A 15,070-nucleotide genomic window follows, 5' to 3' on the forward strand; every position below is an offset into this window, starting at 1 on the left:
CGAGCGCCGACGTCGGCCGGCCGGCTAGAGAACGAACTCGGCCCCGTCCGGCAGCACTTCGACACCCTCCTCGGCCACCCGTACGGCCGCCGTCGAGGCGGGGTCGAGCAGCGGGTTCGTGTCGGCCAGGTGGGTGTAGATCCGACGGGCGTGCGGGTGCCCGGCCAGGGCGGCGAGGCTGCCGACCGACCCCGAGATGGGCAGATGGCGGCCGTCCCGCGCCGTCGCGTCGGCGGTGAAGTGCGTGCCGTCCAGGACCACGCAGTCCGCCGTCTCGATCAGGTCGTCCAGCGTCGGGGTCCAGGCGCCCAGGCTGGGCGCGTACACGAGGACGCCGCCGGTGGCCAGATCCTCGATCCGGTACGCCGTCACCCAGCGGTCGTCCGACGCCCCGGGTGGCACGTACGCCGGCGCCTCGCCCGCCACGGGGTGGGCCGTGACGACCAGCCCGCCGGCCAGCACGAACCCGCCCTCCGCCAGGCTGTCCGCCCACTCTCACGGGGCATGGCGATGCAGGGCCACCCGCGCCGGGGTCAGGGCGCTGAGCACCGGCGGGGTGGCGTAGGTCTTCAGCCCCGGCGTCTCCCGCAGCACGGCCAGGCCCGCCACATGATCGGGCTCGGCGTCGGTCAGCAGCACGCCCCGTACCGGGGTGCGCCGGGCGCGGGGCCACAGCGCGGGGGCGGCGGTGAGCTGGGCGCGGATGTCCGGCGGGGCGTTCAGCAGCCACCAGTCGCGGGAGTTCCCGGTGACGGCCGCGCATTCCGGGGCCCGGGCGGGCAGCTTGCCGTCACGGGCGGCCGCGCAGCGCGGGCAGGCACAGTTCCAGCGGGGGAAACCGCCTCCGGCGGCGGTGCCGAGCAGGACGACCCTCACAACGACCCCCCACCCTCGCGCGTCGGCCTCCCGGTGGGATCTTCCCTCTCCGTGCGGCCGAACCACCTGCGGCAGGGAGCAGTTCCGGCCGACCTTTGCCGGGTGGTGGCCGGGGCGGTGGCGGGTCCCCCAGCGCCTGTGCCGCGGCCGCCGCCGACCGGAGACACGCTGGTACGACCGGACACTCTTCCTCATGCGAAGAGTGCTCCCTTCATGCGACGACTTGGGCCCAGGCCGGTCTCATCGTTGCAGGTCGGGAACACTCTTCTTGTGCATGATCACTATCGGACGCCTTGCCTCATGGCAGCGCGAGGCCAGTCGTCGCGACCATTGAGTTCTCTGTTCGCCGAGCTTGTTCTGCTCCCCGGCCGACGCAATGGGCGCAGGCTCCCACGGTGGCCGGCAGGGCGGTCAGGGAGAGAGTTCCTGCCTCTGTTCCTGGGCGCCCCGGGAGTGGGTGGCTCCTTTCCATGTGCGGTTGCTCGGTCTGTGGGCAGAAACTGCCACGGCCAGTCGGTCAGTTGCAGAAGTTGAGGAGGGCCAGCAGACCGTTGCCGCACTGGAAGTGCTCCCCGCCATCACCGCCGTAGACGGGGGCGGCCTTGCTGGTGGTGGGCGTCGCCGCGACGGCGGACGTGGCAGTCGCCATCCCCGACGCACAGACGATGCCCACAGCGGCACCTACCGCGAGTACTCGCGGAATCCGGGAAACGAACTTCTTGGGGTGAGGTGTGTTGTTCATGGACTCACCATGCACACCCTCGCGTGCACTTGCTCGCCGAGCACGTCCGAGCGGGTGAGCCGCCCAGTGCACGGCTTGCTCGACCTGCGGCACGGATCGAACAGGGGGAGGGGAAGCGACCGGCTCGCTCGCTGAGGATCTTCAGGTCCAGGTCGCTGACATGAGTGGGCGGCGGCCTCCCGGGGTGGCCTTTGCGCCAGTCCTGCGCCGGTCGGAGTGCTCGCCCGGGGAGGGACACGGACGACCTCCGTCGCCTCGGCCTCCTTGAGCTCCTTCAGGATGCACTGGCACAACCTGATCGCCCCACCTCCGTCCGGCGCGCGTGGTGACTCCAGCATCCGCATCAGGTCAGACCGGGACAGCCGACATCAATGCAGCAAGGCGACTTGATGGCGAAAGCGCGTAACGGCTTTGGGGTGGCGCTGCTTTGGGGTGGCGCTGCTTCGGCGCGAGTGATCAAGGCCCCGTAGGCTTCCGGCACGCCGGGCAGTCTGTGGAACTGCCCGGTGGAGCACGATGTTGGGCCATGATCTTCGAGGCCCGCGCCCAAGTGGCTCCGTAACACCGTGGAACCGACCGCGCGTCACGATGCAACCCTTCTCTGGCATCAGGTGGCTGATCGCTGTGTGCGGTGAGCGGATCGAGCCGCCCCGAACCAGGAAAGAAGGGTGACTCAGTCACCGCGTGGGCTTGAAGTCATGTGCGCGGGCCGGGAGTTCGGCGCCGGTTCGGCGGGGCGGGTGTATCGAGCCGCGGGGTTGTTCACGCGGCCCGAAGGCCAGGGCCTGGTGGTCCATGCCGCAGGCGGCCAAGAAGCCCCGCCCCGCGGAGGCGGGAGATGCCGGTCTCCGTAACGACGTGCGCGACGGAACGGCCGGAGCGGACGCGTTCGATCAGCAGTCACCCGCCGTGAACGGTCAGCCGGGCATGGCGGTGGGACACGAAGGCCTCCGTGCGGTGAAGATTCGAACCTCCACCCCACACGGAGGCCTTCGCCACGATCAAGCCCGGGCCCGTGTCAGCAAGGCCCGTGATCAGTACACCTAGGGCCGGGCCAGCAGCGTCCGCACACCCTCCGACGTCAGGGTCAGCGGGTGCGAGGAGCCGGCGTCTATCGTCAGCGCCAGGTCGTCGGTCGGCCACTGTGAGGCGAGGGCGCCCAGCGGGACCAGGCGGTAGCGGGAGACGAAGGGCAGCAGCTCGGCCATCGCGGGCTCGGAGGTGAACACGGGGACGACCGGTTCCCCGCCCGGGCGTTCGATGACCGGGAGCGCCACGGCTCCGGGGTCGGTGGCGTCCTGCTCGGTGACGTCGTCGGGCACGGGGACGAGGACGTCGCTGCTGGCGAGCGTGTCCATCGCCGCCATGTCCTCGGTGTTGTCGGCCAGCGCGTCCAGCGCACGCCGGGCCGGTGTGGCGGTGTTGTCGTTCGCTGGTGTCTCCATGGCAGATCCCCTGGTAGCGGCGTTCGGGCGGTTCTGCTCACGTACCCCATCCGGAGCAGGGCATTCCTGTTGCCGGCCAGGGGATCCCAGCGGCTCCCGGAGGGCTGCGCCGGCTCAGGGGATCAACGGAATGTGCTCGGACGGCAACCCCATGCGGTCGCAGCCGACCCGGCGGGCCAGCGGCTCGGCCATGCTGGGGCCGACGTGGGTCCAGTACGTGGCCGCGTCCCGGAAATAGCGCTGCATCCGCTCGCCGTCGCGGGCATGCCGGGAGCCGGCGGTGCGGAAGAGGGTGCCCTGGAGGACGTCCCAGGTCATACGGCCGGCGGTCAGGAACATCAGGGCGAGGCGGTTGTCCTCGGCGAGGGTGAACGGGGCGACGCCGGTGACGTTGCGCCGGCAGATCTCCATCCATTCCTCGGCGGTGCCGCGCAGCGCCGCCTCGGCCGTGTGGATCACGCCGAGGGCCTCGCCCAGGTGCCGCTGGTAGTCGTGGAGTTCGCCGCGGGTGCGGTCGGGTTCGAGGACGAGGGGACGGCCGGAGACGACCCGGGCATACTCGTCGGCGGCGGCGTACGCGGTGCCGATCATGATGGCGGCAAGTTCGCCGTGGAAGAAACTCGGCGCCCGCCCGGCGTACAACGGGTTGCCGTGCAGCGCGGAGCCGGCGCTGCCGCCCTCGACGGGCAGGTCGAGCAGGCTCGCCTCGCAGGTGAGGTATGTGGGGATGCGGGCCTGTTCCATGTGGATGCTGTGCGAGCCGCTGCCGCGCAGGCCGAGGACGCCGTGCCAGTCGTCGAGGACCGTCCAGACCGAGCGCGGGGCGACGAAGAGCACCGGCGGTCCGGGCGGGGCGCCTGGGTGGTCGGGCGCGCGCAGTGTCTGGCCGACGTAGTGGGTGGAGTAGGGGGCGCCCGAGGAGTAGGGCCAGGTGCCGTCGAGGACCACATGACCGTCGCCGTCGGGCTGTGCGACGCCGATGGGCGCGACGGTGGACGCCGCGCGGAAGTCGCCGTCGGCGCCGAAGATCTCGTCCTGTGCCTTCTCGCCGAAGAGCGTGGCGACCTGGAGGACGTGGGCGGCGGTGAGCGACAGGGCCCAGCCGGTGGAGGGACAGCCGCGGGCGATCTCGGTGACCACCCGGTAGAAGGTGGGCAGACCGAACTCGTAGCCGCCGTATCGGCGTGGCTGCAGGATCCGGTAGAAGCCGGCCCGCAGGAAGTCGTCGTGGGTGTCCTTGGGGTAGTGCGTCAGCCGTTCGGTCTCCGGCTGACGTTCGAGCAGCGCGGGCCGCAGGTTCACGGCGCGTTCGACGATGTCGGTTTCGGTCAGACCTGGCTCGGGAGCGGCGATCACGTTGCCTCCTGACGTGTGGGGCCGTCCGTTGGTGCCGTGCTGCGTCACGCGTCACGAGTGATTGAACACGGCAACCAGGGGTGGGGTACCGACCGGATATCGCCAAGTGCCGGGGCCGCGGCGAACAGTCGTAGCCTGAAGGGAAGGGACAGGCTCCCGTCCTCGTGGGCGCGGGAGGCGTGTATGCGTTACGAAGACCGCAGGGCCGCGGGCCGGCTGCTGGCCGAGGGGCTGGCGGAGCTGCGCGGTCAGGATGTGGTGGTGCTGGGGCTGCCGCGGGGCGGGGTGCCGGTGGCCGCCGAGGTGGCGCGGCGACTGGGAGCCCCGCTGGATGTGTTGGTGGTGCGCAAGCTGGGGGTGCCGCAGCAGCCGGAGTGGGGCTTCGGGGCGATCGGTGAGGGCGGCGTCCGCGTTCTCAACGGGGACGTGGTCGCGGAGGCCGGGCTGGAGGGGGCGGAGCAGGAGGCCGTCGAGGCGGCCGAGCGGGCCGAGCTCGACCGGCGGGTGCGGAGCTACCGGCAGGGGCGGCCGGCGCTGCCGGTCGCCGGGCGCACGGCGGTCGTGGTGGACGACGGGCTCGCCACCGGTGCCACGGCCGAGGCGGCCTGCCGGGTCGTACGGGGTCAGGGCGCGGCCCGGATCGTGCTGGCCGTGCCCGTCGGACCGGCCCACAGCGTGGCCCGGCTGGCGCGAGTGGCCGACGAGGTGGTGTGCCCGCGGACGCCGGAGGTGCTCGGCTCGGTGGGGGCCTGGTACCGGCACTTCGCCCAGGTCCCGGACGACGAGGTGACGTCCCTGCTCGCGGCGGCCGCCCCCTCCCTGTCCCACTCCCCCGCCGCGGCCGACCCCCCGAACCGCGAGGTGCTGATCCCGGCCGCCGGAGCCCAGCTCGGCGCTCGTCTGGTCGTGCCCGACGGGGCGGCGACCGCGGTGGCGTTCGCCCACGGCAGTGGCAGCGGCCGGCACAGCCCGCGCAACCGGTACGTCGCGACCGCCCTCAACCGGGCCGGCCTGGCCACCCTGCTGCTCGACCTGCTCACCGACGACGAGGCGCACGACCGGCACAACGTCTTCGACATCTTCCTGCTGGCCCGCCGGCTGCACGCCGCCTCACTGTGGCTGCGTCGCGAAACCGGGCTGCCCGTCGCCTACTTCGGCGCCAGCACGGGAGCCGCCGCCGCGCTGGAGGCGGCCGCGCTGTCCGGCTCCGAGATCGGCTCGGTGGTCTCCCGCGGCGGCCGCCCGGACCTGGCGACTCCGGCCGCGCTGACCCGGCTTCGGGCACCGACCCTGCTCATCGTCGGCAGCCGTGACACCCAGGTCCTCAGCCTCAACCGCCTCGCCGCCGACCGGATGCACTGCGAGCACCGCATCGCCGTCGTCCCGGGCGCCACCCACCTCTTCGAGGAGCCCGGCACCCTCACCACGGTCGCCGAACTGGCCCGCGACTGGTTCACCGCCCACGTCGAGCGGCCGACCAGCACGGCGACACCGGGTACGCCACCGCGCCGGTCGGCGTGAGGCGGCTTGTTCCGCACCGTCCGGAGGCCCCGCTTCCACCGACATCCAGGGGCATGGAGCGAATCGGAGACCTCAAGGCCGTGAGGCGGCCGGTCGTAGGGCCGTCGAGGTGTCACCCCGCCAGCAGCTCGGCGACCGTGGTCACCCGGATCAGCGGTCGGTACAGGTCCAGCACATGCAGCGCCTTGGCGTGCGAGTCGTCGTCCACTCCCGCGCAGGCGTCGGCGGGGACCAGCACCTCGACACCGGCGTCGGCGGCCGCCAGGGCCGTGGAGAGGACGCAGCAGTCGGTGCTGACGCCGGTGAGGACCAGGCGGCCCTCAGGGGCGGCGCGGTGAGCGAGTTCGGGGGTCCACTTGCCGAAGGTGGGGGCGTCCAGCACGTGCCGGGCGTCGGGCGTGAACTCGTCCGTCAGTTCCCAGAGTCGGGCCGACGGGGGTTGCAGAGCGAAGGGGTGGCGCGCGTAGTACGCCTGCCACGCGCCGTCCGGTGTGCGGGGTGCCACGAAGCGGGTGAACGTGACCCGGTTCCCGAAGGCCGGCAGGAGGCGTCGTACGCCTGCGGCCGCTTCCGCGAATCGCGGGGTGGCCCATGGGCTGTCGGGGTCGGCGAAGACACGTTGCATGTCGATCACGGCGAGCCAGCCAGTCGTCATGGCGTCGCCCCTTTTGTCGCCGCAGGGCTGCGGGGGCTCGGTGCCTGTGCCTCCTGGGCGCGGACGTGTCCGCGCCGCAGCAGCAGGGTGCCGAGGAAGCCGAGCGCTAGGGCCGCCAGGACGCCGAGGTTGGCGTACGCCCAGGCGCCGGACCTGCCGCCCAGGCCCAGGGGGCCCAGCAGATAGCCCTGCCAGTCCAGCCAGTTCGCCGCCGCGTTGGTGACCAGGCCCCAGCCGAGCGCGGTGGCCGTGAGGGTCAGGAGCAGCGGGGTGAGCGGGACGTCGCCGTAGCGGCCGGCCGGGCGGTAGAGGTCGGGCTCGTCGTAGTCGCGGCGGCGTAGGGCCACGTCGGCGAGCATGATGCCGCACCAGGCGGCGATGGGGACGCCGAGGGTGGTGAGGAAGCCCATGAACGGGCCGAGGAAGTCGTCGGCGACGAACACGATGTAGACGGAACCCGCGATCATCAGGACGCCGTCGAACAGCGCGGCCACGTAGCGGGGCACCCGCAGGCCCGCCGAGAGCAGGGCGAGCCCGGAGGAGTAGATGTCGAGGACGGCGCCGCCGACGAGGCCGAGGACGGCGACGACGGCGAAGGGGACCAGGAACCAGGTCGGCAGGATCGTCGTCAGCGCACCGATCGGGTCGGCGGCGACGGCGTCGTCGAGTTCGGCGGAGGAAGCGGCAAGCAGCAGTCCGAAGACCAGCAGGAGCAGCGGGGCCAGGGAGGCACCGAACGCGGTCCAGCCGATCACGCCCCGGCTCGACGCGGTGCGCGGCAGATAGCGGGAGTAGTCGGCGGCCGCGTTGACCCAGCCGAGACCGAAGCCGGTCATCATGAACACGAGCGCCCCGATGAACTCCTGCGTGGAGCCCGCCGGCACGGCGCTGACGGTGGACCACTGGACGTGGTCGGCGACGAGGGCGACGTAGACGAGCGTGAGCGCGCCCGTGACCACGGTGATCACGGTCTGGAGCCGCATGATCAGGTCGAAGCCCATCACGCCGACGACGACGGTCAGCGCCCCGACCAGGACGAGCGCGACCACCTTGGTCCCTGTCCCGCCGCCCCAGCCGAGCCGCCCGAACACGGTGGCCGTGGCCATGGTGGCCAGGGCGCACAGAACCGTCTCCCAGCCGACGGTGAGGACCCAGGAGACCACCGACGGCAGCCGGTTGCCGCGCACCCCGTACGCGGCGCGACCGAGGACCATCGTCGGCGCGGAACCCCGCTTTCCGGCCACGGCGACGAACCCGCACAGCAGGAACGAGAAGACGATGCCGAGGACGCCCGCGACGAGCGCCTGCCAGAAGGAGATCCCGAAGCCGAGCGCGAAGGCTCCGTAACTCAGGCCCAGGATCGACACGTTGGCGCCGAACCAGGGCCAGAACAGGGTGCGGGGCGTGCCCTTGCGCTCGGCGTCGGCGATCACGTCGAGGCCGTGGGTCTCCACCTGGAGCGTTCGGCCCGGTGGTCGGTCGTCGCGGGGGTCCGGCGGTGTGATCATCCCGGCATCGTCGCACCGCTGTCCCCGCCGGGGAAGACGGCGGCCGCTCAGCCCAGCTTCTTCAGCAGTTCCACGGCGAGCGGGGCGGCGGAGGCGGGGTTCTGGCCGGTGACGAGGTTGCCGTCGACGACGATGTGCGGGGCCCACGGCTCGCCGACCTGGACCTGGACGCCGGCTTCGGTGAGCCGGTCCTGGAGCAGCCACCTGGCCCGGTCGGCGAAGCCGGACTGGGTCTCCTCGGCGTTGGTGAACGCGGCCACCCGGGATCCGGCGAAGGCGTTGGTGCCGTCGGCCCTGGTGGCGGCGAGCAGGGCCGCGGGGCCGTGGCAGACGATGCCCAGGAGCTTGCCGGACTCCAGGGCTTCGGTCAGCAGCTTTCCGGAGTCGGCGTCGACGGCCAGGTCCTCCATCGGTCCGTGGCCGCCGGGGTAGAAGACGGCGTCGTAGTCGTCGAGGTCCACGTCCGCCAGACGGACCGGCCGGCGCAGCTCGGTCATCGAGGCCAGTACGGCGGCCACCCGGTCGGCGTTCTCCTGGCCGTCGTTGAACTGGGGCGCGAGGCTGCCCTGGTCGACGGGCGGTACGACGCCGCCCGGCGTGGCCACGACGACCTCGTGGCCGGCGGCCTTGAACGCCTCGTACGGGGCGACGGCCTCCTCGGCCCAGAAGCCGGTGGGGTGCTTGGTGCCGTCGGCCAGCGTCCAGTGGTCGGAACCGGTCATCACGAAGAGGATCTTCGACATGGGGTGCTCTTTCGAGAGGCGGGGTGATGCTTCGACCGTACGCGCGTCGTGCCATTGGAATCCAATAGGCTCACGCATATGAGACATAGGGATTCCAATGGGGAGGCGGAGGGAGGGGCAGCGGAGAGAGCCCGGGCGGGCGGTGCGGCGCAGGTCGACCTGAATCTGCTGCGGACTTTCCTCGCCGTGTACCGCACGGGCTCCTTCACCGCCGCCGCCCGTCTGCTGGGTCTGTCCCAGCCGACGGTCACCACCCAGATCCGGGCGCTGGAGCGGCAGCTGGACCGCGAGCTGTTCCAGCGGCTGGCGCGCGGCGTGGCGCCGGCTCCCTACGCGGACGAGCTGGCTGCCAGGGTCGTCGAGCCGCTGGACGCCCTCGCCGGTGTCACGGGACGGCCGGGCGGCCCCGCCGAGGTCCACCCCGCGGAGCCGGTGCATCTCGCCGGTCCGGCCGAACTGCTCACCCACCGTGTGATGCCCGGCCTCGCTCCCCTGGTCGACCGGGGCGTGCGGCTGCGCGTCACGCCGGGGCTGACCGAACCGCTGCTGGAGGAGCTGCGGGCGGGCCGCTACGACCTGGTGCTGTCGACCTACCGTCCCCGTGGCCGCGCCCTGACCTCGGTGCCGTTGACGGACGAGGAGTTCGTGCTGGTCACCACGCCCGTCTGGGCGGAGCGCATCGGCGGGCCGGCGCGGATCGCGGCCGACGGGCCGGCCGCGCTGCACGGTGTGCCGCTGGTGGCCTACGCCGAGGACGTGCCGATCGTGCGCCGGTACTGGCGTCATGTCTTCGGCAGGCGTCTGGTGCGGCAGCCGGCGGTGACCATGCCCGACCTGAACGCGGTGAAGGCGGCCGTGGCGGGCGGGACGGGGTTCAGTGTGCTCCCCCGCTACCTGTGCTCCGCCGAGCTGGCCTCGGGGGCGTTGGTCCTGCTGCACGATCCGGACGATCCGCCCATCAACACGGGTTTCCTGGTCCAGCGGCCGGGCTCGTCCGGCAACCCTCATGTCGCCCTGGTCCGGGACCACTTGCTGGAGACGGCCCGGGACCGGTGACTCCCGGGGATCGGCCCGCGTCGACCCCCAGGGCGCGGGTGCGCAGCGCCAGCAGGGCCTCGAAGCGGAAGAGGGGCCGTGAGCCGGTCGCCGAACAGGGCCTCCAGGCGGCGCAGCCGCTGGCGCGCCGTCTGCGGATGGATGCCCAGCGCCTGGGCGACCGGGGCAGGTCCGCGAAGACGCCCAGCACCCGACGGCCGAGCAACTCCCCGACGGGGGCCCCGGAGCAGCTGCAGCTCCGCCAACTCGTCGTCGACCCGCAGGATGTGCCCGTCGACCGCGGGACTCCTCCGGTCGACGGACACCGCGCAGCCCGGAACCGCCGGAGGCGGAACCGCCTCTGCTCCCGGAACCGCCGCCGCTCCCTTGCGGGCGAACACGTCCCCAGGCTCATCTGCGCGACCACAAGCCGGGCCGGGGACCGGCCGTCGACCGGCGCTCCCGGGAGCTGATCAACGTGCAGATCCCCGGGACGACTCTCGACTGACCGTGTGCGTCGCCGCGCAGGCCCCGGCGGCGCACTCCGTCAGCCACTGGTCGAAGTCGGCGTCGTAACGCGTGCCGATGTCGGAGGCGTAGACGGCGTGTCCGCCCGCGTAGTCACCGACCCGGAAGCGGGCGAGCATGCGGTGGACGTCGGCCGGGTGCCGCTCGAACATGTAGCGGACGGCGAGGTAGCCCCACGGGTAGGTGCGGGTCACGTCGCTGTTGGCGTACGTGTTCTGGAACAGCGTGCTCAGCCGGTACGTGTGCTTGCCCGCCTCGGTGACGGCCTGGTCGTAGGTGATGCCGCGGTAGCCGTAGGAGACGTACTCGGCCACGCCCTCGATCCACCAGACGTCCGGCACCGAGGTCTGCTGGGCGAAGTCGCCCTTCATGTCGAGGCGGGCGTCGAGGTAGTGGGTGTACTCGTGGTTGAGGTTCCAGATCCGGGCGGCGTGTCCCTCGTCCCTGGGCTTCTGGTACATGACCGAGAAGGGTTTGTTGGCGGGGTCCTTCGGGTCGCCGATCACGGTCATGCCGCCGTTGTCCGTGCTGATGCCGAAGATCGCCCCGGCGTAGGTGCGGTAGTCGGCGCTGCCGGAGAAGACGACGAGGTCGACGGTCGAGAGGTACTGGCCGGGTATGGGGCCGTCGTCCTTGACGAGGTCGTGGACGTACGCGTCCTGGCCGAGCACACTCGCGCAGGCCGCGTCGAGGTCGGCCGCGGTGAGCGACTGGGCCCGGATGGTGTGGTCGGCGTCGCAGGGGTGGGTGATCGGCAGGGCGGCCCGGGTCAGCTGGCCGGTCAGGTCGCAGACGCCGTAGTACGAGCAGTTGGCGCGGTCGTAGTAGTCCGCCTGTGTCGCCACCGCCACCCACAGTCCGGCCGTGGGTCCGGTGATCCGCGAGGCGTACAGCAGTTCCCTGGTCGGGGGTCGGACGGTGTCCCGCAGCGCCGGGTGTTCGACGTAGCGGGCCAGGTTCATCCCGGCGTTGGACGCCAGGTACGCCCGGTCGGTGGGGAGCAGGTCGAGGTGGTCGAGTGCGAACCGGCGCAGGGTGCGGACGATGTACGGGTCGGCGGCGACGGCGTTCACGTAGGCCGGGTTCCAGTTGCCGCGCCAGAGCGGGGTGTAGACCGCGTTGACGGCCGCGAGCATGCTGGGGAGGGCGTCGTAGGAGCTGTCGTACGCGGTCAGTATCCGTCGGTAGACCCTGAGATAGCGGGCCTGCTGGTCGGCGCTGTCGGTGAGGACGACGACCTCGCCGAGCACGTCGCCGTTGGCCGCGGTGACGTCGCCGGAGGAGGAGCGGGCGAAGAAGGCGTCCAGGCCCCGGGTGGTGGCGCGGGCCAGGCGGGTGCCGTAGGGGCCGGTGTCGGTGGGGTTGTTGAACTGGACGTAGTAGCCGGCGCGCAGGAAGAGGACGAGTTGCAGGATGCGGGCCGCGTTGTCGCCGCGGTACCGCTGTGCCGTGCGGGTGAACTCCTCGGCCACCGTGACCATCTGGGACTCGCGGAAGACGGCTCGGGCGTCGGTTCCGGTCACCGCGAAGAGGGTGTTGACGCAGTCCGTCGTCGAGGCCTTGACAAGGGCCACGAGCGCGGCGCCGGTCCGGCTGCCGAAGTCGGCCGGAGGGCAGGCGGCCGTCTTCGGGACCGCCCGAGCGTCGGGGCGGGTGGGTCGGGGCGTGGGCGCCAGGGGCGGGAGCTGGGCCGGGGTGCGTACCCGGTCCCGCGGGGCTGTGTGCGCGGTGGAGCCGGTCGGGGGCGGCGGTGGTGTCCGCCGGCCGGCGGTGACGGGGAACGGGGCGGTGGCGTCCGGGGGTGCCGCGAGCGCGGGCGTCGACAGTAGGCCGGCGAGGGTGACGCATGCGGCGAACGCGGCGGCCAGGTGTCGGGGCAGCACGAAGCGGTAGCGCATCTGGTGTCCTCCACGGATGGATGCGCCTCGATACGGGTGCTGAGGCGTGTGTGGACTGTCTCAGCGCTTGAACGCCCCAACAATGCCGTGTGACATAGCACATTGCGCCGCTGGGCCATAACGCCCGGGGTGCCCGTACCCGACACGCGACCAGGCCCCGGCTAGGCCCCGCTCACGTTCCAGGTGCGGGCCGCCCACGTCCTCAAGTGCGGTGACTGGCCGACGAGTTCGCGGTATGCGGCGGTGGCGGACTGCACCAGGGCGTCGGCCGTCGCCTCGGTGACGACGTCCCGCCGCCAGGCCAGTACATAGCGGCACCACAGCGGCGTCCCGATCAGCGGTTTGACGACGACCTGCGGGATGGGCCGGGTCGTCGCCTGTACGACGGCCACGCCGAGTCCGTCGGCGATCATCCCCTGCAACTCCTGCCGGTCGCCCAGGAATTCGTGCACCGCCGAGGGGGTGAAGCCGGCCGCCGCGCAGGCCGTGTGGAAGACGCCGGGCCATCCCGCCCCGTCGTCCGGCGTCAGGAACCAGGCCTCCTCGGCCAGCTCCGCCAGGCCGATCTGGGCGCGGTGCGCGAGGGGGTGGCGGGCCGGCAGCGCCACGAAGTTCGGCTCGGTGACGATCCCGCGATGGGCCACCGCGTCCGAGTGCTCCAGCTCCCGGCCGGGGTAGTCCGCGGCGATGGCCGCGTCCACCGAGCCCTCCTCCAGCAGTTCGACGATCCGCGAGGAGGAGTACACGCTGCTCACCGCCAGCGAGACGTCCGGCAGCCGGGCCCGCAGCCCGGTCATCATGCCCACGAGCATCGGCGAGTTCGTCGCCGCCACCCGGAGGGTCCGCCGCTGAGACGTGGCGCCGGGGGCCGGGCGGCGTCCGATCGCGGCGGCACGGGCCAGGACGTCCCGGGCCTGGGCGACCACCTCGACCCCGTACGCCGTGGGCCGCACCCCGGTCGGCCCGCGCTCGAACAGCAGCTCCCCGAAGTGCCCCTCGATGCGCCGGAGTTGGGTACTCACGGCGGGCTGCGAGTACCCGAGGTCCGCCGCGGCCCGGCCCACGCTCCCCGCGTCGGCGACCGCACACAGCACCCGCAGATGGCGCAGCTCCAGCTCCACCGCTCACTCCCCGTTCCACGCACCTGACAAATGATCTCAATACCGTACATCCGGCCTCACGCGTGACCCCCCTGTGAAGGCCCGTCGCGCCGCATGGTTAGCATATGAGCGCCACCTAGCTCGAAAGATAGGCCCGTGACTGTCAACGACGACTCGTTCACCAACTGGAAGATCCGCGAGGAGATCGCGGAGTCGATGATCCCGCTCATCGGGAAGCTGCACCGGGAGCGGGACGTCACCGTCCTCCTCCACAGCCGCTCCCTGGTGAACAAGTCGGTGGTCAGCATCCTGAAGACGCACCGGTTCGCCCGACAGATCGCCGGTGAGGAGCTCTCGGTCACCGAGACGCTGCCGTTCCTGAAGGCGCTCACCGCGCTGGACCTCGGCCCGTCGCAGATCGACATCGGCATGCTGGCCGCGACGTACAAGAGCGACGACCGCGGTCTGTCCGTGGAGGCGTTCACCGCCGAGGCGGTCGCCGGGGCCACCGGCGCCAACAAGATCGAGGGCGGCGAGGGGCGCGACGTCGTCCTCTACGGCTTCGGCCGCATCGGCCGCCTCGTGGCCCGGCTGCTGATCGAGAAGTCCGGCTCCGGCAACGGCCTCAGACTGCGGGCCATCGTGGTCCGCGGCGGCGGCGACCAGGACATCGTCAAGCGCGCCTCGCTGCTGCGCCGTGACTCCATCCACGGTCAGTTCCAGGGCACGATCACGGTCGACGAGGCCAACAGCACGATCAACGCCAACGGCAACGCGATCAAGGTGATCTACGCCAACGACCCGTCCGAGGTCGACTACACGGCGTACGGCATCAAGAACGCCATCCTGATCGACAACACCGGCAAGTGGCGCGACCGCGAGGGCCTGTCCACGCACCTGCGCCCCGGCATCGACAAGGTCGTCCTGACCGCGCCGGGCAAGGGCGACGTCCCCAACATCGTGCACGGCGTCAACCACGACACCGTCAAGCCGGACGAGCAGATCCTGTCCTGCGCGTCCTGCACCACCAACGCCATAGTGCCGCCGCTGAAGGCGATGGAGGACGAGTACGGCGTCCTGCGCGGCCACGTGGAGACCGTCCACTCGTTCACCAACGACCAGAACCTGCTGGACAACTACCACAAGTCCGAGCGCCGCGGCCGTAGCGCGCCGCTGAACATGGTCATCACCGAGACCGGCGCCGCCTCGGCCGTCGCCAAGGCGCTGCCCGACCTCAAGGCCCGGATCACCGGCAGCTCGATCCGCGTCCCGGTCCCGGACGTCTCCATCGCGATCCTCAACCTCCAGCTGGCCCGCGAGACCACCCGCGAGGAGGTCCTCGACTACCTGCGCGACGTGTCGCTGACCTCGCCGCTGCGCCGCCAGATCGACTTCATCACGGCGCCCGACGCGGTCTCCAGCGACTTCATCGGCTCGCGTCACGCCTCGATCGTCGACGCCGGCGCGCTGAAGGTGGAGGGCGACAACGCGATCCTCTACCTCTGGTACGACAACGAGTTCGGCTACTCCTGCCAGGTCATCCGCGTCGTCCAGCACGTCTCCGGGGTGGAGTACCCGACCTTCCCGGCACCGGCGGTCTGACCCGCCCGGCCAACGCCGACCCGTCTGCCGGCAATGCGGTGCCGACAGCCGGGTCGGCGTT

The 15,070-nt window shown here is 71.8% G+C and carries 12 protein-coding genes and 1 pseudogene; 3 read left to right on the forward strand and 10 right to left on the reverse strand.

Annotated elements, in window-relative coordinates; genetic code table 11:
• Positions 1-24: 24 nt before the first annotated feature.
• The 4 genes and pseudogenes from pqqB to ACFZBP_RS37335 form a co-directional block, all read right to left on the reverse strand.
• Positions 25-1,071: pseudogene (gene pqqB / locus ACFZBP_RS37320) on the reverse strand (pyrroloquinoline quinone biosynthesis protein PqqB).
• 322 nt (positions 1,072-1,393) lie between these two features.
• A complete protein-coding gene (locus ACFZBP_RS37325; protein WP_383458380.1) occupies positions 1,394-1,618 on the reverse strand; it encodes a hypothetical protein in 225 nt (74 codons plus the stop codon).
• Positions 1,619-2,661: 1,043 nt separating this feature from the next.
• Complete coding sequence (locus ACFZBP_RS37330) at positions 2,662-3,063, reverse strand: SseB family protein (RefSeq protein ID WP_383458377.1); 402 nt, start codon at positions 3,061-3,063, stop codon at positions 2,662-2,664.
• A gap of 114 nt (positions 3,064-3,177) precedes the next feature.
• Entirely contained in the window at positions 3,178-4,419 is a 1,242-nt protein-coding gene (locus tag ACFZBP_RS37335; protein ID WP_383458375.1) for an acyl-CoA dehydrogenase family protein, read from the reverse strand.
• Between the two features lie 183 nt (positions 4,420-4,602).
• On the opposite strand from ACFZBP_RS37335, the gene ACFZBP_RS37340 reads away from it, so the two are divergent.
• Positions 4,603-5,940, forward strand: a complete 1,338-nt coding sequence (locus ACFZBP_RS37340) for a phosphoribosyltransferase family protein (RefSeq protein WP_391420158.1) — start codon at positions 4,603-4,605, stop codon at positions 5,938-5,940.
• A 112-nt stretch (positions 5,941-6,052) separates the two neighbouring features.
• On the opposite strand, the gene ACFZBP_RS37345 is transcribed toward ACFZBP_RS37340, so the two are convergent.
• From ACFZBP_RS37345 to ACFZBP_RS37355, 3 genes are read right to left on the reverse strand one after another with little or no spacing between them, the layout of a single operon-like run.
• Positions 6,053-6,595, reverse strand: a complete 543-nt coding sequence (locus ACFZBP_RS37345; RefSeq protein WP_391420160.1) for an isochorismatase family protein — start codon at positions 6,593-6,595, stop codon at positions 6,053-6,055.
• Positions 6,592-8,103 (reverse strand): cytosine permease, encoded by a 1,512-nt coding sequence (locus ACFZBP_RS37350; protein WP_391420162.1) that lies wholly within the window; start codon positions 8,101-8,103, stop codon positions 6,592-6,594. The genes ACFZBP_RS37345 and ACFZBP_RS37350 overlap by 4 nt, the downstream gene beginning before the upstream one ends.
• A gap of 47 nt (positions 8,104-8,150) precedes the next feature.
• A complete protein-coding gene (locus ACFZBP_RS37355; RefSeq protein ID WP_383458364.1) occupies positions 8,151-8,846 on the reverse strand; it encodes a type 1 glutamine amidotransferase domain-containing protein in 696 nt (231 codons plus the stop codon).
• A gap of 78 nt (positions 8,847-8,924) precedes the next feature.
• Here ACFZBP_RS37355 and ACFZBP_RS37360 point away from each other — a divergent pair, with 78 nt between their 5' ends.
• Entirely contained in the window at positions 8,925-9,902 is a 978-nt protein-coding gene (locus ACFZBP_RS37360) for a LysR substrate-binding domain-containing protein (protein WP_391420165.1), read from the forward strand.
• Here the strand turns inward: ACFZBP_RS37360 and ACFZBP_RS37365 are convergent.
• From ACFZBP_RS37365 to ACFZBP_RS37375, 3 genes are all read right to left on the reverse strand, one after another.
• Positions 9,851-10,282 (reverse strand): helix-turn-helix domain-containing protein, encoded by a 432-nt coding sequence (locus ACFZBP_RS37365; RefSeq protein WP_391420167.1) that lies wholly within the window; start codon positions 10,280-10,282, stop codon positions 9,851-9,853. The two genes, ACFZBP_RS37360 and ACFZBP_RS37365, sit on opposite strands and share 52 nt — an antisense overlap.
• Positions 10,283-10,354: 72 nt before the next feature.
• On the reverse strand, positions 10,355-12,307 hold the full coding sequence (locus ACFZBP_RS37370) for a collagenase (RefSeq protein ID WP_391420169.1): 1,953 nt from the start codon (positions 12,305-12,307) through the stop codon (positions 10,355-10,357).
• Between the two features lie 161 nt (positions 12,308-12,468).
• A complete protein-coding gene (locus ACFZBP_RS37375; protein ID WP_391420171.1) occupies positions 12,469-13,428 on the reverse strand; it encodes a LysR substrate-binding domain-containing protein in 960 nt (319 codons plus the stop codon).
• A 135-nt stretch (positions 13,429-13,563) separates the two neighbouring features.
• Between ACFZBP_RS37375 and ACFZBP_RS37380 the strand changes: the two genes are divergently transcribed.
• Positions 13,564-15,009, forward strand: a complete 1,446-nt coding sequence (locus tag ACFZBP_RS37380) for a glyceraldehyde-3-phosphate dehydrogenase (protein WP_383458349.1) — start codon at positions 13,564-13,566, stop codon at positions 15,007-15,009.
• Positions 15,010-15,070: the final 61 nt, after the last annotated feature.

The organism is Streptomyces sp. NPDC008086 (assembly GCF_042957325.1).
Classification (GTDB): Bacteria; Actinomycetota; Actinomycetes; order Streptomycetales; family Streptomycetaceae; genus Streptomyces.

Coding starts and splice junctions, on each gene's coding strand:
- ACFZBP_RS37340 (WP_391420158.1), top strand. CDS start 4,603: ATGCGTTACGAAGACCGCAGGGCCGCGGGCCGGCTGCTGGCCGAGGGG.
- ACFZBP_RS37370 (WP_391420169.1), bottom strand. CDS start 12,307: ATGCGCTACCGCTTCGTGCTGCCCCGACACCTGGCCGCCGCGTTCGCC.
- ACFZBP_RS37330 (WP_383458377.1), bottom strand. CDS start 3,063: ATGGAGACACCAGCGAACGACAACACCGCCACACCGGCCCGGCGTGCG.
- ACFZBP_RS37345 (WP_391420160.1), bottom strand. CDS start 6,595: ATGACGACTGGCTGGCTCGCCGTGATCGACATGCAACGTGTCTTCGCC.
- ACFZBP_RS37355 (WP_383458364.1), bottom strand. CDS start 8,846: ATGTCGAAGATCCTCTTCGTGATGACCGGTTCCGACCACTGGACGCTG.
- ACFZBP_RS37350 (WP_391420162.1), bottom strand. CDS start 8,103: ATGATCACACCGCCGGACCCCCGCGACGACCGACCACCGGGCCGAACG.
- ACFZBP_RS37325 (WP_383458380.1), bottom strand. CDS start 1,618: ATGAACAACACACCTCACCCCAAGAAGTTCGTTTCCCGGATTCCGCGA.
- ACFZBP_RS37360 (WP_391420165.1), top strand. CDS start 8,925: ATGAGACATAGGGATTCCAATGGGGAGGCGGAGGGAGGGGCAGCGGAG.